Here is a 19,679-nt window from a genome sequence, read left to right on the forward strand (position 1 = left end):
CCGCGTCACACTCGCTGAGTCAGTGGCCGGCTTCGTGCCAGGTCCTGCCGATGCCCACGGACACGTCGAGCGGCACCGACATGTCAGCGGCCGACGCCATCTGCGCGCGTACGACCTGCTCGACCTGCTCGAGCTCACCCGGTGCAACCTCGAACACGAGCTCGTCGTGCACCTGCAGCAGCATCCGTGACGCGAGTCCGGCCTCGTCGAGGGCACGCTCGACGTTGAGCATCGCCACCTTGATGACGTCGGCGGCGGAGCCCTGGATCGGTGCGTTGAGCGCCATGCGCTCGGCCATCTCACGGCGCTGGCGGTTGTCGCTGACGAGGTCAGGAAGGTAGCGGCGGCGGCCCAGGATCGTCTCGGTGAACCCGGTCTGACGCGCCTCGTCGACGAGTCCGCGGAGGTAGTCGCGTACGCCACCGAACCGGGAGAAGTAGTCGTCCATCAGACCCTGCGCCTCGCTGGTGGAGATGCTGAGCTGGGCGCTGAGGCCGTAGGACGACAAGCCGTAGGCGAGACCGTAGTTCATCGCCTTGATGCGCGCCCGCAGCTCGGTGTCGACCTCCTCGGGCGGGACCGAGAAGACCTTGGACGCCGTCACGGTGTGGAAGTCCTCGCCGGACTTGAACGCCTCGATCAGGTCGGCGTCCTCCGACAGGTGTGCCATGATGCGCATCTCGATCTGGCTGTAGTCGGCCGTCAGGAGCGTCTCGTAGCCCTCGCCGACGCAGAACGCCTCCCGGATGCGCCGACCCGATGCGGTGCGGATCGGGATGTTCTGCAGGTTGGGATCGTTGGAGCTCAGGCGACCCGTGGCGGCGATCGTCTGCGCGTACGTCGTGTGGATGCGCCCGTCGGACGAGATCGACTTGCGCAACCCGTCGACCGTCTGGCGCAGCCGGGTGACGTCGCGGTGCTCCAGCAGGTGCTGGAGGAACGGGTGCTCGGTCTTGACGTACAGCTGTTGCAACGCCTCGGCATCGGTCGTGTAGCCAGTCTTGGTGCGCTTGGTCTTGGGCATGTTGAGCTCGTCGAACAGCACGACCTGGAGCTGCTTGGGCGAACCGAGGTTGATCTCCCTGCCGCCGATGGCGGCGTAGGCCTCCGAGGCGGCATCAGCGGCGCGCGCGGCAAACTCCGACTCCAGCGAGATCAGGTGGTCGTCATCGATCGCGATGCCTGCACGCTCCATGCGGGCGAGGGTCGCCACCAGGGGCAGCTCGACCTCGCGGATCAGCGGTGTGCCGCCGACCGACTCCACTTCCTCGTCGAGCACCACCGAGAGGTCGAGCGTGGCCCGCGCACGCAGCATGCCGGCCTCGGCTCCTGCATTGTCGGTGTCGAGCGTCAGCTGGCCCGAGTCCTCGGAGTCGTCGCGCAGCTCCCGCTTGAGATAGCGCACCGAGAGGTCGGCGAGATCGTACGAACGCTGGTCGGGGCGCACGACGTAGGCCGACAGCGCGGTGTCGGCGGCAACACCGCGCAGCGTCCAGCCGCGGACCGCGAGCGCCAGCGCAGGGCCCTTCACGTCGTGCAGGACCTTGGGTCGCTCGGGATCTGCAAGCCAGTCCGCGATCGCAGCGTCGTCGTCCGGGGTGATCTCGTCGGCGTTGATCCAGGCGGCGGAGGTGTCGGAGGCGACGGCCAGGGCGACGACATCGCCCGTGCCTCGGCCCCAGGAGCCCTGCACGTGCAGCCCGAGGCGTACGCCGGGCTTGGAGTGCTCGGCCAGCCACGCCGGGACTCCACCGGGTTGGAGGTTGACGCCGTCGAGGTCGAACCCCTCCTCGGTCTGCGGCTCGACCTCACCGAACGCCTCGAACAGGCGGACCCGCAAGGCATTGAACTCGAGCGCGTCAAAGACCGTGTGGATCGCCTCACGGTCCCAGACCGTGTCGAAGCCGAGATCGGCTGGTCCCGCCGGCAGGTCGAGGTCACGGATCAGTGCATTGATGCGCCGGTTGCGGAGCACGTCGTCGAGGTGCTCACGGAGAGACTCCCCCGCCTTGCCCGGGATGTTGTCGACGTCGGCGACGAGCGCATCGAGGGTGCCGTACTGGTTGATCCACTTGGCGGCAGTCTTGGGGCCGACGCCCGGCACGCCCGGCAGGTTGTCGCTGGTCTCACCGACGAGTGCCGCGATGTCGGGATAGTGGAACGGCGCGACGGCGTACTTCTCCTCGACCGCGGCGGGAGTCATGCGGACGAGATCGGACACTCCTTTGCGGGGATAGAGGACCGTTGTCGTGTCGGTGACGAGCTGCAGCGCATCGCGGTCGCCGGTGCAGATCAGGACCTCCATGCCGGCCGACTCGGCGCGCGTCGTCAGGGTGCCGATGATGTCGTCGGCCTCGAAGCCGACCTTCTCGAACGTCTGGATGTGCAGGGCATCCAGGATCTCCTTGATCAGCGGGATCTGGCCGCTGAACTCCGGCGGCGACTTCGAGCGGTTGCCCTTGTAGTCGGCGTACTGCTCGAGGCGAAACGTCTGGCGAGAGACGTCGAACGCCACCGCGACATGCGTGGGCTTCTCGTCGCGCAGCACGTTGATCAGCATCGAGGTGAACCCGAACACCGCGTTGGTGCTCTGTCCTGTCGTCGTCGAGAAGTTCTCGACAGGAAGGGCGAAGAAGGCGCGGTAGGCGACGGAATGACCGTCGATCAGCAGTAGGCGGTCCACACCGGTGACTCTATGACACGGCTCGGACAGTCAGCGACGGGTGCCAGCGCCCAGCGCATCGGCCTGGCGGCGGCGCAGCGTGCGGCGTACGGCGATCAGCTTGCCCGTGTCGCGCGAGTTGGTGGCCTTGCCCGTCAGCCGCGAACGGAGCTTGCTGGCCTGGATCGCCCGGACGATCGCGATCTGGTTGAAGCCGATCTTCGCGAGATAGCGCTGGGGCTCGCGGGAGTGCACCGGGATCGATGCGACGACGATCTCGCAGTTGTGGTCCTCGCCGTGGTGAGCCGCGGCCGACAGGAGCATCGAGGCGACCGAACGGCGCCGGAATCGCGGCGACACCTGGATCTCGGTGACGATCAGGACCCGGGTGAGGCTGATGGGCGTCAGGGTGTTGAGCGAGAAAACTGTCGCACCGACGATCTCCTCGTCCGAGACGGCCACCACGATGCGCTTGTTGGGCTGGCCGAGGTTGACGTCGAGTGCGGCGGCAGCCTCGGCGACGCCGGGCTCGCGCCACAGTGCCTGCTGCGTGAATGCCTCCGAACCCTCGTCCTTGCTGGCGGCAGCACACTCAGACCACAGCGCGATCAACGCAGCTGCGTCATCACGGTCCGCGTCCCGCAGGACGATGGGATTTCTGGCCGACATAGGATCCTGATTCTGTCCATGACACCGGGGCGAGCCCGGCGCGAATGTCACACTACCGCTGGGCGCTGCTGTCGTAGTTGAAAAGTTGTCGATCGAGCATCGAGGGAGACCATACATGTTCACCGGGGCCGGCACGCTCACCAACGTTGCGACGGTGATCGCCGGATCCGGGCTCGGGCTGCTCATCGGTCATCGACTGAGTGAGCGCGTACGTTCCACCGTGACCTCGGCACTCGGACTCGTGACGCTGCTCATCGCGGCGCAGTCCGCGTTCGCGGTGTCCGATCCGGAGCTCATCGACGCGGTCGGGAGCAGTGCACCGGTCCTTGTCGTCCTCGGCTCCCTGGTGATCGGCGGAATCGTCGGATCGTGGTTCCGCCTCGAGGACAGGCTCGAGGATGCCGGCGGTTGGCTCCAGCGCAAGCTCGTACGCCGAGGCCCCCTGAGCCCTCCGGAGCCAGACGTCCCCAGCATCCTGGAAGCCGACGCGGCCACACCTCCAGCCAGCGCCGGGCGGGAGCGGTTCGTCGAAGGATTCGTGATCAGCTCCCTGGTCTTCTGCGTCGGGCCCCTCACGATTCTCGGCTCGATCAACGAGGGACTGGGCAATGGCGCCGACCAGCTCCTGCTCAAGGCCGTCCTCGACGGGTTTGCCTCGCTGGCGTTCGCGGCGTCGTTCGGGATCGGGGTGATGGCGTCAGCCTTGTCCATCGCGGTCATCCAGGGGACCTTGACCGCGCTCGGAGCGTTGCTCGGCTCGTTCCTGCCCGATGCGCACCTCCTCGCACTCACGGCCACGGGTGGGTTGATCCTGGTCGGAGTCGCGTTCCGATTGCTCAACCTCAAGGCCATTCCGGTGGCTGACCTGCTCCCCGCGCTGGTCATCGCACCCATCCTGTGCCAGATCGCCGTGGCGGTGAATTGATCGCAACCGAACTGTTACCTGCCAACAACTCGACAAGGCATGCGCTGCTCCATCACGGGGCTATAGTCCGTTGAATCATCCGCAAACCTTCCAGGCAATGCCGACAGGAGTACATGCGTGCGAATGCGACTCGCGGCCCTACTCGCAGCAGTGGTGGGAGTGTCCATCCTCCTCGGTCCGGCGCCGGCGCTAGCCACGGCGACACCGACACCCACACCCTCCGCGGGCACTGCAACACCCGACCAAAACCCGATCGTGGACGGTCAGAACGTCACCGTCACGCTCAAGGACCTCAACGGCGGCAAGGGTGAGCCCCAGCCGGTTCCCGGTGTCGAGCTCACGGTCTACGCCGACAAGAAGGGCGGCAAGGTCCTCGGCACGCAGGTCACCGACAAGCTCGGCCGGGTCAGCATCGCGATCCCCGGCAACGGCGTGTACGTCGTCGAGCTCGAGCCGGACACGCTGCCAGAAGGTGTCAAGCTCAGCGGGGCGGGTGAGACCGACAAGACCATCACGGCGCGCCTCGGCGGCAGCAACTTCGTCCAGTTCCAGATCGGCGCAGTTGTCGTCAAGGCGGCGTCGTTCAGCAGCAAGCTCACCGACGCCACGACCTCGGGCCTCAAGTACGGCTTGATCATCGCGCTGGCAGCGCTCGGGCTGTCCCTGATCTTCGGCACCACGGGCCTCACCAACTTCGCCCACGGCGAGCTCATCACCTTCGGCGGCATCGTGACCCTCGGCTTCAACCGCGGGCTCGGCTTCCCGGTGATCGTGGCCGGTTTGCTTGCCGTGCTTGCCTCGGCTCTGTTCGGGTTCGCCCAGGACCGTGTGTTGTGGCGGCCGCTCCGCAACCGCGGCACCGGACTGATCGCCATGATGATCGTGTCGATCGGCTTCGCCCTGCTGTTGCGCAGCATCTACCAATACACGGTGGGCGGCAGCACCGAGACCCTGAGCCAGTACGTCGCACAGGGGCGCACCGACTACGGGCCGATCGCGCTCTCCGACAAGGAGGTCGCGATCTTCGGCATCTCGATCGTCACCCTGGTCGTCACCTGCATCGCCCTGATGCGTACCCGGCTCGGCAAGGCCATGCGGGCCGTGTCGGACAACCCGGCGCTCTCCGCCTCGTCCGGCATGCGCGTCGACGGCGTCATCTCGGCCGTCTGGATCCTCGGCACCGCCCTCACCGGGCTGTCGGGCGTGCTCCTCGCGGTCCAGCAGCAGGTCAACTTCCAGATGGGGTTCAAGATCCTCCTGCTGGTCTTCGCCGCGGTCACCCTCGGTGGCCTCGGCACGATCTGGGGCGCGCTGCTCGGCTCCCTGGTCATCGGCCTGATGGTCGAGGTGGCCCCGGTCCTCTCGATCGGCGGCTGGCACCCGGTCCCGGCCTCCATCAAGGATGTCGGGGCCCTCCTCGTGATGATCCTGATCCTGCTCGTCAGGCCCCAGGGCATCCTCGGCAAAGCTCAGCGGATCGGATAAGGGGGAACCATGGACTTCGGAACAGTCATCGACGCCGCCTTCTCGGCGGCCCTCGGCCCCCAGGCCATCGTCTTCGCACTCGCCGCGATCGGGCTCAACGTCCATTTCGGCTACACCGGACTGCTCAACTTCGGTCAGGCCGGCTTCATGTCGATCGCCGCATTCGGTCTCGCCGTCAGTGTCGTGACCTGGGACATCAACTTCTGGCTCGCGGTCGCGATCGGGCTCGTGGGTTCGGTCGTGCTGGCACTCGTGCTGGGTGTGCCGACGCTGCGCCTGCGCGCCGACTACCTCGCCATCGTCACGATCGCAACGTCGGAGATCCTGCGGCTCATCTTCGGCGCCGTCGAGTTCAAGGACACCTTCGGTGGGTCCAACGGCCTCACCGGGTTTGCGAGCACCTACAAGGACCTCAATCCCTACAACGACGGCCTTGACCTCGGTTTCGTGTCCTTCAGTCGCGGCGACATGTGGAACATCACGGTCGGCTGGTCGCTGGTCGCGATCTGCTGCCTCATCGTGTGGTCCCTGATGCGCAGCCCGTGGGGTCGCGTGCTCCGCTCGATCCGTGAGGACGAGGACGCCGTACGTTCACTGGGCAAGAACGTCTTCGCCTACAAGATGCAGGCACTCGTGCTGGGCGGCCTCTTCGGTGGCATCGCCGGCATCTACCACATCCTCAAGCAGGGCTCGGCCGTGCCGACCGACTTCAACACGACGTTCACGTTCTACGCCTATGCAGCGCTGCTGATCGGTGGCGCCGCACGTGTGCTCGGACCGGTCGTCGGCTCGATCATCTTCTGGTTCCTGATCGCCGGCCTCGGCTCGTTCTTCGGCCAGGCCACCTCGGGCGCCGATCCGTTGATCCCCGACTTCATCATGACCAACACCCAGTCCAGCCTCATCCGGTTCATCATGCTCGGCTTGGGCCTCATGCTCCTGATGATCTACCGACCACAGGGGATCTTCGGAGACCGAAGGGAGATCGCGATCGATGCCCGTTGAACTCAGCAACGCACGCAAAGCACTCGAGGGCGTACCCGCCGAACCAGGGGCTCCCAAGCCCGATCCGATCGTCAAGGGCAGCAACATCGTCCGTACGTTCGGCGGTCTCCGGGCCGTCGACGTCGAGCACATCGAGATCCAGCGAGGCGTCATCACGGCCCTCATCGGTCCCAACGGTGCCGGCAAGACCACGCTGTTCAACCTGCTGACCGGCTTCGACGCCCCCGACGAGGGCAGCTGGTCGTTCAACGACAAGCAGCTCGGCAAGGTGCCGGCCTTCAAGGTGGCACGCCTCGGCATGGTCCGCACGTTCCAGCTGACCAAGGTGCTCTCCAAGCTCCGCGTCATCGACAACATGCTCCTGGGAGCGACCGGACAGCGCGGCGAGAAGTTCTGGTCAGCGCCGTTCAAGAGCCTCTGGAGCTCGCAGGAGGACGAGATCACGACGCGTGCCGACGCACTGCTCGAGCGGTTCAAGCTCGACGCCAAGCGCGAGGACTTCGCCGGATCGCTCTCCGGCGGCCAGCGCAAGCTGCTCGAGATGGCACGCGCTCTCATGGTCGACCCCGAGCTGATCATGCTCGATGAGCCCATGGCGGGCGTCAACCCGGCGCTCAAGCAGTCACTGCTCGGTCATGTGAAGTCGCTGCGCGACGAAGGACGTACCGTCCTGTTCGTCGAGCACGACATGGACATGGTCCGCGACATCTCCGACTGGGTCATCGTCATGGCGCAGGGACAGATCGTCGCCGAGGGCACTCCCGACTCAGTCATGGCCGACCAGCGCGTGATCGATGCCTATCTGGGCGCCCACCACGACACCGACATCACCGAGGTCGACATCGAAGAGCTCGAGGAGCTCGCCGAGGCCGAGCTCGACGAGGAGGCAAAATGACCGAGACCTCGGAGTCGACCGAGCGCGACAAGCACCTCGCCCACGCCGAGGGCGCTGTCCTGCGGGCTGACAACCTCGTCGCCGGCTATCTCCCCGGCGTCAACATCCTCAACGGCGCCGACCTCTACTGCCAGCCGGGCGAGCTCGTGGGCATCATCGGCCCCAACGGCGCCGGCAAGTCGACGCTGCTCAAGGCGCTCTTCGGCCTGGTCAAGATCCACGAGGGCAACGTCCAGCTCAACGGTGAGGACATCACCGGCCAGCGTGCCGACCAGCTGGTGTCCAAGGGCATCGGTTTCGTGCCGCAGAACAACAACGTGTTCCCCAGCCTGACGATCGAGGAGAACCTCGAGATGGGCTGCTATCAGGAGCCCAAGAGGTTCAACGAACGCTTCGGGTTCGTCACCGACCTGTTCCCGCGCCTCGGAGAGCGTCGCAAGCAGCGCGCCGGTCAGCTGTCGGGTGGTGAGCGCCAGATGGTCGCGATGGGCCGCGCGCTGATGATGGATCCGGCGGTGCTGCTGCTCGACGAGCCGTCTGCCGGCCTCTCCCCTGTCCTGCAGGACGAGGTGTTCGTGCAGACGCGCAACATCAACAAGGCGGGCGTCTCGGTCGTCATGGTCGAGCAGAACGCCCGACGCTGCCTGCAGATCTGTGACCGTGGCTACGTGCTCGACCAGGGCCGCAATGCCTACTCCGGCACCGGCAAGTCACTGGTCAACGACCCCAAGGTCATCGAGCTCTACCTGGGCACGCTGGGCCAGAACGCCTGAGACCGAGCGCGCTCCGCGTGTGAGCTCGAAGCGCCGCTGACGACGTGTGAGCGTCCCGCGGCGAAACCGCCAGCTTGCGAAGCGTCGTGAGGTGAGCTCCCCACGTGGGCACATCAGCTCACCGCACCACACCGCGGCCTGCCCGGGCACGCAGGGCCGACCGGACACAGCAAGACCCCCGGCACCGAAGCACCGGGGGTCTTGCCTGTTCAGGCGGTTGTGATCCTTCGGATCAGATGTTGCCCTTGATGTACTTCACGGGCGAGATCTTGTTCGCCGCGTCGTACTCGTAGATGCCGATCGATGCCGCCGTCGGGCTACCGGTCTTGCCGAACTCGATCTCGCCGGAGACTCCGTCGTAATCGATGTCAGCACCCTTGTCGTCCTTCAGGAGCTTCGCGCAGGCGTCGAACGACGTGCACTTCTCGCCGCCCTTGCTCACGTTGATCATTTCCTTGGCGATTGCCTCACCCGAGTCGTCACCAGCAGCGATCGCGGCAAGAGCAGCGAGGACCGTGGCGTCGTAGGACTCACCCGCGTACGAGTAGTCCTTCAGGTCAGGGTTGACCGTCTTGAGGCGAGTCTTGAACTCGTCACCCGAGTCGGCGCCGGGGATCGTTCCCTTGGTGCCCTTCAGCGTTCCCGGGGGAAGCTGCTTGGTACCGGTGGTGCTGTAGTCCGAGGTGTTGCCGTCGACGAAGTACGTCGGAACGTCCTTCGGGCCAGCGCCGGCCTGGATCAGCTTGGGAATGATCGTCGTGGTCTCGTCGAACGCGATCAGGACGACTGCGTCGGCCTTGGCGTCGGCGATCTGCGTGATCTGCGTGTCGCCCGGGCCGTTCTTCTCGTCGTAGAGCACCGAGACGGCGACCTTGGAACCTGCGTCTTCGAGGTTCTTCTTGACTTCCTTGGCCAGCGTCTCGCCGTAGGCGTCCTGGCGCGCCAGGATGGCGACGTTCTGACGTCCGTCCTCGATGAGGAGGTTGGCGAGCACGGCACCCTGCAGGATGTCGGAAGGAGCCGTACGGAAGTACAGGTCGGGCTTGGAGTAGTCACCCTCGTCGAACGACGTCGACGTGTTGGCGGGCGAGATCTCCACCGTGCCGGCCGACATGATCTTGTCGATGACGGTCAGCGAGACGCCCGAGGAAGCAGCACCGACGATGACGTCGGACTTGGCCTTGAGCAGCTTGTCAGCCTCGGCCGGAGCGATGCCGGAGTCGGTGTCACCCGAGTCGGCCTTGACGCCGACGACGTCCTTGCCCAGAACGCCACCAGCGGCGTTGATGTCCTTGATTGCGAGGTCGACGCCAGCGAACTCCGGCGGGCCGAGGAACGCGAGGCTACCGGTCTGCGGGAGGAGCTGACCAACGGTCAGGACGCCGTCTCCCTTGGCGGCAGGCGCGTCACCTTCACTCTTGTCGTCGCTTCCACCACACGCAGCGAGCACGAGAGCTCCCGCTGCAGCGATAGCAGCAAGACGATATGTCTTGTTACTGCGCTTCATCAATCCTCCGGATAAATAGAGAGTCCAGGGCACTCACGTGCCCAAGAGCGTCAATGTATGTCCGAACGTAGTCGCCGACGGGTGCATTTGCATCGGACTTCTCAGGTTGAGAGACAACGTCATCGAGTTGTAACCAAGGCAAATTTGAGGCCCTCAGACGCCCTGACCTGCGGCTTCGCCGAGGCCCGGGCCATGGTCGATCACGCCCTGCGCGACCTGCAGCATGGGAATCCTCAGATCCATGGCTGTGCGCTGGATCCAGCTGAACGCCTCGGGCTCCGTGAGCCCCAAGGCCTCCTGCAGCAACGACTTGGCCCGCTCGACCGCCTTGCGGGTCTCGAGGCGGCCCGTGAGGTCACCGACCTCCTTCTCGAGCGCCGCGATCTCGCCGAATCGGCTCATCGCCATCTCGATCGCCGGAACGAGGTCCGACTTCGAAAACGGCTTGACGAGGTAGGCCATCGCCCCCGCGTCCCGGGCCCTCTCGACGAGCTCACGCTGGCTGAATGCCGTCAGCATGACGACCGGCGCAATGCGCGCGGCTGCGATCTGCGAGGCTGCGGCGATGCCGTCGAGCTTGGGCATCTTGACGTCCATCACCACGAGGTCGGGGCGGTGCTCCATCACGAGGGCGATCGCAGCCTCGCCGTCGCCGGCCTGACCCACGACGTCGTAGCCCTCCTCGGCGAGCATCTCGGCGAGGTCAAGGCGGATCAGTGCCTCGTCCTCGGCAATCACGACCCGAGGAGCCGAAGCGCGGCTGGAGCTGGACACGTCGGCAGGCTATCCCTTCGATGTCAATGGTGTCCCGGGTGGGATTCGAACCCACACTGGATCGGGTTTGAGCCGATTTCCTCTGCCGTTGGGATACCGGGACAGGCAGCCGCTCAACCCTATCGAACGGAGCTTCAGCCCTGGGGGTCGCCGTAGGCCGGCGCGACCCTGTTGATCGCGTCACCCATGTTGTGGATGCGCAGGGCGTTGGTGGAGCCCGGGATTCCGGGAGGGCTGCCGGCGACGATGACGACCTGCTGGCCCTCGCCGCACCGGCCGATCTCCAGCAGCGCCTTGTCGACCTGCAGGACCATGTCGTCGGTGTGCTTGACCTCGGGCACCAGGAACGTCTCGATGCCCCAGCTCAGCGCCAGCTGGTTGCGCACCTTCGGGTCAGGCGTGAACGCGATGACCGGCACACGAGAGCGGTAGCGCGTCATACGCCGTGCCGAGTCGCCCGTCGTGGTGAACGCGACCAGGAAACGGGCATCGACCGCCTCCGCGACCTCGGAGGCCGCCCGGCAGATGACGCCAGACTTGGTGCGCGGTTTCCACACGAAGGCCGCCATGCGCGGCAGTCCGTGGTCCTCGGTCGACTCCACGATGCGAGACATCGTGTTGACGGTGTGGATCGGATAGTCGCCCACGCTCGTCTCACCCGAGAGCATGACGGCGTCGGCGCCGTCGAGCACGGCATTGGCGACGTCGGAGGCCTCGGCGCGAGTCGGACGCGGCGCGGAGATCATCGACTCGAGCATCTGGGTCGCGACGATGACCGGCTTGGCGTTGCGGCGGGCCTTCTCGACGATCAGCTTCTGCACGATCGGTACGTCCTCGAGCGGCAACTCGACGCCGAGGTCACCGCGGGCCACCATCACGCCGTCGAACGCGTCCATGATGCCGTCGAGGTTCTGCACGGCCTGCGGCTTCTCGATCTTGGCGATGACGGGGACGACGATGCCCTCCTCGTCCATGATCTTGCGCACGTCGTCGTAGTCAGCCGCCTCGCGCACGAACGACAGCGCGATGAAGTCGACGCCGAGGTGCAGCGCGAAGCGGAGGTCGTCGACATCCTTCTCGCTCATCGCGGGCACGCTGACCATGACACCGGGGAGGTTGATGCCCTTGTTGTTGCTGATCTGGCCCGCGGTCTCGACGGTGCAGGTGACGTCTGTCTTGGTCACCTTGGTGGCGCGGAACCGCATACGCCCGTCGTCGATCAGGATCTCGTCCCCGGGACTGACATCGCCGGGCAGGCCCTTGTAGGTCGTGGAGGAACGCTCGGAGTCGCCGAGAATGTCATCTGTCGTGATCGTGAAGGTGTCACCGACCGCGAGGTCGACAGGTCCGTTGGAGAACTTGCCGAGCCGGATCTTGGGACCCTGCAGGTCGGCGAGAATCGCGATGGCCTTGCCGTGCTTCTCGGCAGCCTCGCGCACCCACGCATAGTTCTGCTCGTGGTCAGGCTGCTCGCCGTGGCTCATGTTGAGTCGCGCGACGTCCATCCCGGCTTCTGCCAGCTGAAGGATCTTGTCGGCTCCCGCGACCGCTGGACCGAGGGTGCAGACGATCTTTGCTCTACGCACGACATCAACCTATCGAGTTGGCACGGCTACCCGCGAGTCACTTAGTGGTTTGAGACAACTTATTCTTAGACCGTGAGCGGACGGGCGGTCGGAGGGATCGGCGCAGGCAGGCTGGTGGACCCCGAGAGGTACGCATCGACGCCTGCCGCAGCCGACCGGCCCTCGGCGATCGCCCACACGATCAGCGACTGGCCGCGACCCGCGTCACCCGCGACGAACACTCCGTCAACCGACGACATGTAGCTGTTGTCGCGCTTGATGTTGCCGCGTTCGTCGAGCTCGACGCCGAGCTGGTCGACCAGCCCCTCGGTCTCGGGGCCCGTGAATCCCATCGCGAACAGGACGAGCTGTGCCGGGATGACCTGCTCGGTGCCCTCGATCTCGGTGAGCTTGCCGTCGATGAACTCGACCTCGACGAGCTTCAGCCCCGAGACGTTTCCGTCCTCGCCGAGGAACTCCTTCGTCGAGACCGAGTAGACGCGCTCCCCGGCCTCTTCATGGGCCGACGACACGCGGTAGATCATCGGGTAGGTCGGCCAGGGCTGGTTCTCAGGGCGCTCCTCCCCCGGGTTGGGCAGGATCTCGAGCTGGGTGATCGACGCGGCACCCTGACGCACCGACGTGCCGAGGCAGTCTGCACCGGTGTCGCCGCCGCCGATGATCACGACATCCTTGCCGGTGGCCACGATCTGGCCTTCGACCTCTTCACCCAGTGCGACGCGATTGGCCTGGGGAAGGAAGTCCATCGCCTGGTGGATGCCGCCGAGCTCACGACCCGGCACGGGCAGGTCACGGCGTACGGTCGCGCCGATCGCCAGGACGACGGCGTCGTAGCGGTCACGCAGCTGCGAACCGGTGAGCGTGTCACCGACCTGGACGCCGGTACGGAACACCGTGCCCTCGCGCTCCATCTGGTTGATGCGGCGCTCGACCTGGATCTTCTCCATCTTGAACTCGGGAATGCCGTAGCGCAGCAACCCCCCGGGCTTGTCGTCGCGCTCATAGACCGCGACGGTGTGGCCCGCACGGGTCAGCTGCTGGGCCGCGGCCAGGCCGGCCGGACCGGAACCGACGACCGCGATGGTCTTGCCGGTCAGCCACTCGGGCGGCTCGGGCCGGACCTGACGGTCATCCCACGCCTTGTCGATGATCGAGACCTCGACGTTCTTGATCGTCACGGCATCGCGGTGGATCGCCACGACGCACGCAGTCTCGCACGGAGCCGGGCACAGTCGGCCGGTGAACTCCGGGAAGTTGTTGGTCGCGTGCAACCGGTCGAGCGCCTCGTCCCAGTCCTCACGCCAGACGAGGTCGTTCCACTCCGGGATCAAGTTGCCCAGCGGGCAGCCGTTGTGGCAGAACGGGATGCCGCAGTCCATGCAGCGACCGGCCTGCTCGCTGATGATCGGCAGCAGAGCCTTGCCGGGCCCACCGGGGTAGACCTCTTTCCAGTCCTTGATGCGTTCTTCGACGGGTCGCCGCGGCGCCAGCTGTCGGGGAGTCGTGATGAAACCGCGTGGGTCAGCCACGTGCAGCCACCTCCATCATTCGTGTCGTGGTGTCTTCGTCTGACAGTCCCTCGGACTCGGCTTCCGCACGGGCCTCGAGGACGAGCCGGTAGTTGACCGGCATGATCTCGGTGAAGCGTTCGAGCGAATGCTCCCAGGAGCCGAGGAGCTGCTCGGCGACGACCGATCCGGTCTCCTCGAGATGCCTGCTCACCAGGGACTTCAGTGCCACCGCCGCTTCACCGTCGACAGCCCGCAGCTCCACCATCTCGGTGTTGACCAGGGTCTTGTCGAGGTCGAGTACGTACGCCGCGCCGCCGCTCATGCCGGCCGCGACATTGCGGCCGGTCGGCCCGAGGATCACGACGCGTCCACCGGTCATGTATTCGCAGGGGTGGTCGCCCACTCCTTCGACGACAGCACTCGCGCCGGAGTTGCGTACGCAGAACCGCTCACCGACCTTGCCGCGCAGGAAGATCTCGCCTCCGGTCGCGCCGAAGCCGATCACATTGCCGGCGACGATCTGCGCCTCGGCCGTGAACTGCGCGTCCCGAGGGGGCCGCACGATGATGCGCCCGCCGGACAGGCCCTTGGCGACGTAGTCGTTGCCATCGCCCTCCAGCCGCAGCGTGATGCCCGAGGGCAGGAACGCGCCGAACGACTGGCCGGCCGACCCAGTGAAGGTCAGGTCGATCGTGTTCTCGGGCAGCCCGGCACCCCTGTAGCGCTTGGTGACCTCGTGGCCGAGCATCGTGCCGACCGTACGGTTGACGTTGCGGATCTCGAGCTGTGCGCGCACGGGTTCCCCACGCTCGAGCGCATCCGTGCTCAGCGCGATCAGCTCGTTGTCGAGCGCACGGTCGAGGCTGTGGTCCTGCGTCGTCGTACGGTGCAGCGAGGTGCCCTCCGGCAGCTCGGGCACGAACAGGATCGGCTCGAGGTCGAGTCCGTCGGCCTTCCAGTGGTCGACAGCCTTGCGGACGTCGAGCACCTCGGCGTGACCCACCGCTTCGTCGATCGAGCGGAAGCCCAGCTGCGCCAGGTGCTCGCGCACCTCTTGGGCGATGTAGGTGAAGAAGTTGACGATGTACTCGGCCTTGCCGGAATACATCTCACGCAGCGCCTTGTTCTGTGTCGCCACGCCGACCGGACAGGTGTCGAGGTGGCAGACCCGCATCATGATGCAGCCGCTGACCACCAACGGGGCCGTGGCGAAGCCGAACTCCTCGGCACCGAGCAGCGCCGCGATGATGACGTCACGCCCGGTCTTGAGCTGGCCGTCGCACTGCACGACGATGCGGTCGCGCAGCCCGTTGAGCAGCAGCGTCTGCTGGGTCTCGGCGAGGCCGAGCTCCCAGGGTCCACCGGCGTGCTTGAGCGACGTCAACGGCGATGCGCCGGTGCCGCCGTCGTGCCCGGAGATCAGGACGACATCGGCCTTGGCCTTCGACACGCCGGCCGCGACCGTACCGACACCCACCTCCGACACGAGCTTGACGTGCACCCGTGCCGAGGGGTTGGCGTTCTTGAGGTCGTGGATCAGCTGCTTGAGGTCCTCGATCGAGTAGATGTCGTGGTGCGGCGGCGGCGAGATGAGGCCGACGCCGGGCGTCGAATGACGCGTCTTCGCCACCCAGGGGTAGACCTTGGGACCGGGCAGCTGGCCGCCCTCGCCGGGCTTGGCACCCTGCGCCATCTTGATCTGGATGTCGTCGGAGTTCGTGAGGTACTCCGACGTCACGCCGAAGCGGCCCGACGCCACCTGCTTGATCGACGAGCGACGTGCCGGGTCGTACAGGCGGTCGGGGTCCTCACCACCCTCGCCGGTGTTGGACTTGCCGCCCAGCTGGTTCATCGCGATCGCCAGGGTCTCGTGCGCCTCCTGGCTGATCGAGCCGTACGACATGGCACCCGTCGAGAAGCGCTTGACGATCTCTGCGACCGGCTCGACCTCGTCGATCGAGATCGGGGCACGCTCCCCCGCCTTGAACTCGAACAATCCGCGCAGCGTCATCAGCCGTTCCGACTGGTCGTCGACGCGCGAGGTGTATTGCTTGAAGATCTCGTACGAGCCGGTGCGCGTCGAGTGCTGCAGACGGAACACCGTCTCGGGGTCGAACAGGTGCTCCGGACCCTCGCGACGCCACTGGTACTCGCCGCCGATCTCGAGCTGGCGGCGCGGACTCGCGATACCGCTCGTCGGATAGGCCTTGAGGTGGCGCGAACGCACCTCGGCGGCGATGACGTCGAGGCCGGCCCCGCCCAGCTTGGACGACGTACCGGTGAAGTATTCGTCAATGAGCTCGTGCGAGAGCCCGACGGCCTCGAAGATCTGCGCACCGGTGTAGGACGCCACCGTGGAGACGCCCATCTTGCTCATGACCTTGAGCACGCCCTTGCCCAGCCCGTACGCGAGGTTGCGCACGGCCTGCGCCGGTGCCACGCCCTCAACGAAGATCCGCTCACGGGCGAGGTCCTCGGCGGACTCGAGTGCGAGGTAGGGGTTGACCGCCGTGGCGCCGTAACCGATCAGCAGCGCGACATGATGCACCTCGCGTACGTCACCGGACTCGACGATCAGGCCCGCCTGCGTGCGAAGCCTCTCGCGCACCATGTGATGGTGCACGGCGCCCGTCAGGAGCAGCGACGGGATCGGCGCCAGATCGGCGTTGGAGTGACGGTCCGACAGCACGATGATGCGGGCGCCCTCGGCGATTGCGGCCGACACGTCGGCGCAGATCTCCTCCAGGCGGGCCTTGAGGGCGGCGCCGCCACCGTCGACCTCGTACAGGCCGCGAACGACGTGCACCGAGAAGCCCGGCATGTCGCCGTCCTTGTTCATGTGGCGGATCTTGGCGAGCTCGTCGTTGTCGACGACGGGAAACGGCAGCTGCAGCATGCGGCACGACGCCGGACCGGGAGCCAGCAGGTTCTTCTCCGGACCGATCGTGCCCGCAAGCGACGTGACGACTTCTTCACGGATGGCGTCCAGCGGCGGGTTGGTGACCTGCGCGAACAGCTGCGAGAAGTAGTCGAACAGCAGGCGGGGTCGGTCCGAGATCGCGGCGATAGGCGTGTCGGTGCCCATCGACCCGATCGCCTCGCCGGCGGAGCGTGCGATGGGGGCGATCAGGATGCGCAGCTCTTCCTCGGTGTAGCCGAACACCTGCTGGCGCCGGGTGACCGACGAATGCGTGTGGACGATGTGCTCGAGGTCCGGGAGGTCCTCGAAGCGTACGAGACCGCTGTAGAGCCACTCGTCGTACGGGTGCTCGCCGGCGAGGGTGTTCTTGATCTCGTGGTCCTCGATGATGCGGTGCTCGGCGAGGTCGAGGAGGAACATCTTGCCCGGCTCGAGGCGGCCCTTGCGGGTGATCGTGCTCTGGTCGATGTCGAGGACGCCGGCTTCGGAGGCAAGCACGACGAGGCCGTCCTCGGTCACCCAGTAGCGGCCGGGACGCAGCCCGTTGCGGTCGAGCACGGCACCGACCTGGTTGCCGTCGCTGAACGTGACGCAGGCAGGACCGTCCCACGGCTCCATGACGGATGAGTGGAACTCATAGAACGCGCGACGCGCCTCGTCCATGTCGTTGTTGTTCTCCCACGCCTCCGGGATCATCATCATCACGGCGTGCGGGAGCGGGCGGCCACCGAGGTGCAGCAGCTCCAACACCTCGTCGAACGAGGCGGTGTCGCTGCCGTCGGGGTCGCAGATCGGGTAGAGCCGGCTGAGGTCGCCCGGGATCAGGTCGCTCTCCAGCAGCGCCTCTCGCGCGCGCATCCAGTTGCGGTTGCCGCGCGCGGTGTTGATCTCGCCGTTGTGCGCGACGAACCGGAACGGGTGCGCCAGCGGCCAGCTCGGGAAGGTGTTGGTCGAGAAACGGCTGTGCACGATGGCCAGCGCCGACTCCATCCGCTCGTCGCGGAGGTCAGGAAAGAAGTTCTCGAGCTGCTCGGTCGTCAGCATCCCCTTGTAGACGAGGGTGCGGCTCGACAGTGACGGGAAGTAGACATCGAGCTCGTGCTCGGCGCGCTTGCGCAGGCAGAACGCGACGCGGTCGAGCTCGATGCCCGTGAGCTCCTCGCCCGCGGAGGTGACGAACATCAGCGCGAACGCCGGCATCGCACCGCGTGACATCGAGCCGAGGATGTCGGGGTTGACCGGGACCTCACGCCAACCGAGGACCGTCAGACCCTCCTCGACCGCAATGGCCTCGATGCGCAGCTTCGCCGCTGCAGCAGCCTTGTCGTCGAGAGGCAGGAACGCCATGCCCGCGGCGTACGCGCCCAGCTCGGGGAGCTCCACGCCACCGACCGCGCGCAGGAACTTGTCGGGGACCTGCATGAGGATGCCGGCGCCGTCCCCCGTGTCGGGCTCGCCGCCGACCGCGCCTCGGTGGTCGAGGTTGCGCAGCGCGGTGAGGCCCTTGGCGACGATGTCGTTGCTCGCCACACCGGTCAGCGTGGCGACGAACGCGACACCACAGGCGTCGTGCTCGTTGGCCGGGTCATACAGACCTTGCGCCGGGGGCGTTGTCGAAAAACTCTTGACGCTCATGCTGGGCCTCTCACGTCATCACGGGTGGAACTCACACACCGGGGACGACGTTGGCCTCGGACAGCAAACACAGTTTACATGCGTCACGACAGACTCCGCCCCACCGCCTCGCCGACAAGGTATGTGAGCCCTGCCGCAGCGCCGCCGAGCAGGAGCTGTCGCACACCGCCGAACAGCCAGGAGCGAGCCGTGAGGCGGGTGACGATGGCACCGCAGGCGAACAACGCCACGAGGGAGAGCCCGATCGCCAGCCACGGCGACTCGACACCGAGGAGGTAGGGCAGCAGCGGGATGATCGCGCCCACCGCGAAGGAGAAGAACGACGACCCCGCGGCCAGCATCGGCGACGCCAGGTCGTCGACGTCGACCCCGAACTCCTCGCGAGCGTGGACACGTACTGCCTGCTCGGGATCCTCGTGGATCTGCTCGGCCATCTCTCGCGCGGTCTCCTCATCAACACCCTTCTCGACGAACATCGCCGCGAGCTCGGCCGTCTCACCACGCTTGTTGTCGAGGATCTCCTCTCGCTCGATGTCGACCTGGGCCAACGCGAACTCCGACTGGCTCGCCACCGAGGTGTACTCCCCCGCCGCCATCGAGAAGGATCCGGCGGCGAGGCCCGCCAGGCCGGCCAGGACGATCGGCTTGGTGTCGTCGGCCGTCGAGCCTCCGACGACGCCCATGATCAGGGCGAAGTTGGATACCAAGCCGTCCATCGCACCGAACACGGCCGGCCTGAGCCAGCCTCCGGTGACATCGGGGTGCTCGTGGTCGATCTCGTCGGGATCAGGCAGGGCTGCAGTCTCTGACATGGTGCGACCGTACGACGACCGGCCCGTCCACGTCACCGAAGGTCAGGCTCGCCTACCGAGCAAATGTGACGCACCTGACACTAGAAAGCCGATACCTTGTCCGCATCCACCACACCTATCCGGAGAGCACATGAATCTCGAACAAGCAGTCAGAACAGTTCTGTCCAAGTACGCCGACTTCTCGGGCCGCGCTCGCCGCTCAGAGTTCTGGTTCTGGGAGCTCGCCGTCATCATCGCCTCGATCATCGGCGGCATCATCGACGCGATCATCGGTGCCCAGATCTTCCAGATCATCATCGGCCTCGGCACGTTGATCCCGAGCCTTGCAGTGGGCGCTCGCCGCCTTCACGACATCGACAAGAGCGGCTGGTGGCAGCTGATCGGCATCATCCCGATCGTCGGCTGGATCATCCTCATCGTGTGGTGGGCCACCGACGGCAAGCCGGACAACCAGTACGGCCCCAACCCCAAGGGTGCGGCCACGGCCTGACGCCCGACCTGCAACGACCCGGCACCTCGC

At 66.3% G+C, this 19,679-nt stretch carries 14 protein-coding genes and 1 tRNA gene; 6 read left to right on the top strand and 9 right to left on the bottom strand.

Going from position 1 to position 19,679, the window contains the following annotated elements; genetic code table 11:
* Nucleotides 1-19: 19 nt before the first annotated feature.
* Both polA and ABD683_RS17545 read right to left on the bottom strand, forming a co-directional pair.
* The gene (polA, locus tag ABD683_RS17540) at nucleotides 20-2,683 is read right to left on the bottom strand and encodes a DNA polymerase I (protein ID WP_344771360.1); all 2,664 of its coding nucleotides are present in this window, start codon (nucleotides 2,681-2,683) and stop codon (nucleotides 20-22) included.
* A 30-nt stretch (nucleotides 2,684-2,713) separates the two neighbouring features.
* A complete protein-coding gene (locus ABD683_RS17545; protein ID WP_344771361.1) occupies nucleotides 2,714-3,331 on the bottom strand; it encodes a GNAT family N-acetyltransferase in 618 nt (205 codons plus the stop codon).
* A 115-nt stretch (nucleotides 3,332-3,446) separates the two neighbouring features.
* On the opposite strand from ABD683_RS17545, the gene ABD683_RS17550 reads away from it, so the two are divergent.
* From ABD683_RS17550 to ABD683_RS17570, 5 genes are all read left to right on the top strand, one after another.
* Nucleotides 3,447-4,256: a DUF554 domain-containing protein gene (locus ABD683_RS17550; RefSeq protein ID WP_344771362.1), complete on the top strand. Its 810-nt coding sequence runs from the start codon at nucleotides 3,447-3,449 to the stop codon at nucleotides 4,254-4,256.
* A 255-nt stretch (nucleotides 4,257-4,511) separates the two neighbouring features.
* Nucleotides 4,512-5,741, top strand: coding sequence for a branched-chain amino acid ABC transporter permease (locus ABD683_RS17555; protein WP_344771363.1), 1,230 nt, complete (start codon nucleotides 4,512-4,514; stop codon nucleotides 5,739-5,741).
* Nucleotides 5,742-5,750: 9 nt separating this feature from the next.
* Nucleotides 5,751-6,746, top strand: a complete 996-nt coding sequence (locus ABD683_RS17560; RefSeq protein ID WP_344771364.1) for a branched-chain amino acid ABC transporter permease — start codon at nucleotides 5,751-5,753, stop codon at nucleotides 6,744-6,746.
* Entirely contained in the window at nucleotides 6,736-7,641 is a 906-nt protein-coding gene (locus ABD683_RS17565; RefSeq protein WP_344771365.1) for an ABC transporter ATP-binding protein, read from the top strand. Before ABD683_RS17560 ends, ABD683_RS17565 begins: the two co-directional genes overlap by 11 nt.
* A complete protein-coding gene (locus tag ABD683_RS17570) occupies nucleotides 7,638-8,414 on the top strand; it encodes an ABC transporter ATP-binding protein (RefSeq protein ID WP_344771366.1) in 777 nt (258 codons plus the stop codon). The genes ABD683_RS17565 and ABD683_RS17570 overlap by 4 nt, the downstream gene beginning before the upstream one ends.
* Nucleotides 8,415-8,646: 232 nt before the next feature.
* Here ABD683_RS17570 and ABD683_RS17575 read toward each other — a convergent pair whose 3' ends face one another.
* The 7 genes from ABD683_RS17575 to ABD683_RS17605 all read right to left on the bottom strand — a co-directional run bounded on the left by ABD683_RS17575 (nucleotide 8,647) and on the right by ABD683_RS17605 (nucleotide 19,159).
* Nucleotides 8,647-9,921, bottom strand: coding sequence for an ABC transporter substrate-binding protein (locus ABD683_RS17575; RefSeq protein WP_344771367.1), 1,275 nt, complete (start codon nucleotides 9,919-9,921; stop codon nucleotides 8,647-8,649).
* A gap of 153 nt (nucleotides 9,922-10,074) precedes the next feature.
* The gene (locus tag ABD683_RS17580) at nucleotides 10,075-10,695 is read right to left on the bottom strand and encodes an ANTAR domain-containing response regulator (RefSeq protein ID WP_344771368.1); all 621 of its coding nucleotides are present in this window, start codon (nucleotides 10,693-10,695) and stop codon (nucleotides 10,075-10,077) included.
* A gap of 27 nt (nucleotides 10,696-10,722) precedes the next feature.
* A tRNA-Leu gene (locus tag ABD683_RS17585) sits at nucleotides 10,723-10,798 on the bottom strand.
* A 31-nt stretch (nucleotides 10,799-10,829) separates the two neighbouring features.
* On the bottom strand, nucleotides 10,830-12,281 hold the full coding sequence (gene pyk, locus ABD683_RS17590) for a pyruvate kinase (RefSeq protein WP_344771369.1): 1,452 nt from the start codon (nucleotides 12,279-12,281) through the stop codon (nucleotides 10,830-10,832).
* Nucleotides 12,282-12,346: 65 nt separating this feature from the next.
* Entirely contained in the window at nucleotides 12,347-13,810 is a 1,464-nt protein-coding gene (locus ABD683_RS17595) for a glutamate synthase subunit beta (protein WP_344771370.1), read from the bottom strand.
* The gene (gltB, locus tag ABD683_RS17600) at nucleotides 13,803-18,347 is read right to left on the bottom strand and encodes a glutamate synthase large subunit (protein WP_344771371.1); all 4,545 of its coding nucleotides are present in this window, start codon (nucleotides 18,345-18,347) and stop codon (nucleotides 13,803-13,805) included. Before gltB ends, ABD683_RS17595 begins: the two co-directional genes overlap by 8 nt.
* Nucleotides 18,348-18,430: 83 nt before the next feature.
* Nucleotides 18,431-19,159 (bottom strand): VIT1/CCC1 transporter family protein, encoded by a 729-nt coding sequence (locus ABD683_RS17605; RefSeq protein WP_344771372.1) that lies wholly within the window; start codon nucleotides 19,157-19,159, stop codon nucleotides 18,431-18,433.
* A 130-nt stretch (nucleotides 19,160-19,289) separates the two neighbouring features.
* On the opposite strand from ABD683_RS17605, the gene ABD683_RS17610 reads away from it, so the two are divergent.
* Entirely contained in the window at nucleotides 19,290-19,649 is a 360-nt protein-coding gene (locus ABD683_RS17610; RefSeq protein ID WP_344771373.1) for a DUF805 domain-containing protein, read from the top strand.
* The last annotated feature ends 30 nt before the right edge of the window (nucleotides 19,650-19,679 follow it).

Origin of the sequence: Aeromicrobium panaciterrae, from assembly GCF_039537165.1 — a bacterium.
GTDB lineage: Bacteria > Actinomycetota > Actinomycetes > Propionibacteriales > Nocardioidaceae > Aeromicrobium > Aeromicrobium panaciterrae.

Excerpts from the sequence above, each read along its gene's own strand:
- ABD683_RS17545 (WP_344771361.1), bottom strand. The coding sequence starts at position 3,331 with ATGTCGGCCAGAAATCCCATCGTCCTGCGGGACGCGGACCGTGATGAC.
- ABD683_RS17550 (WP_344771362.1), top strand. The coding sequence starts at position 3,447 with ATGTTCACCGGGGCCGGCACGCTCACCAACGTTGCGACGGTGATCGCC.
- ABD683_RS17560 (WP_344771364.1), top strand. The coding sequence starts at position 5,751 with ATGGACTTCGGAACAGTCATCGACGCCGCCTTCTCGGCGGCCCTCGGC.
- ABD683_RS17565 (WP_344771365.1), top strand. The coding sequence starts at position 6,736 with ATGCCCGTTGAACTCAGCAACGCACGCAAAGCACTCGAGGGCGTACCC.
- ABD683_RS17570 (WP_344771366.1), top strand. The coding sequence starts at position 7,638 with ATGACCGAGACCTCGGAGTCGACCGAGCGCGACAAGCACCTCGCCCAC.
- ABD683_RS17575 (WP_344771367.1), bottom strand. The coding sequence starts at position 9,921 with ATGAAGCGCAGTAACAAGACATATCGTCTTGCTGCTATCGCTGCAGCG.
- gltB (WP_344771371.1), bottom strand. The coding sequence starts at position 18,347 with ATGAGCGTCAAGAGTTTTTCGACAACGCCCCCGGCGCAAGGTCTGTAT.
- ABD683_RS17605 (WP_344771372.1), bottom strand. The coding sequence starts at position 19,159 with ATGTCAGAGACTGCAGCCCTGCCTGATCCCGACGAGATCGACCACGAG.
- ABD683_RS17610 (WP_344771373.1), top strand. The coding sequence starts at position 19,290 with ATGAATCTCGAACAAGCAGTCAGAACAGTTCTGTCCAAGTACGCCGAC.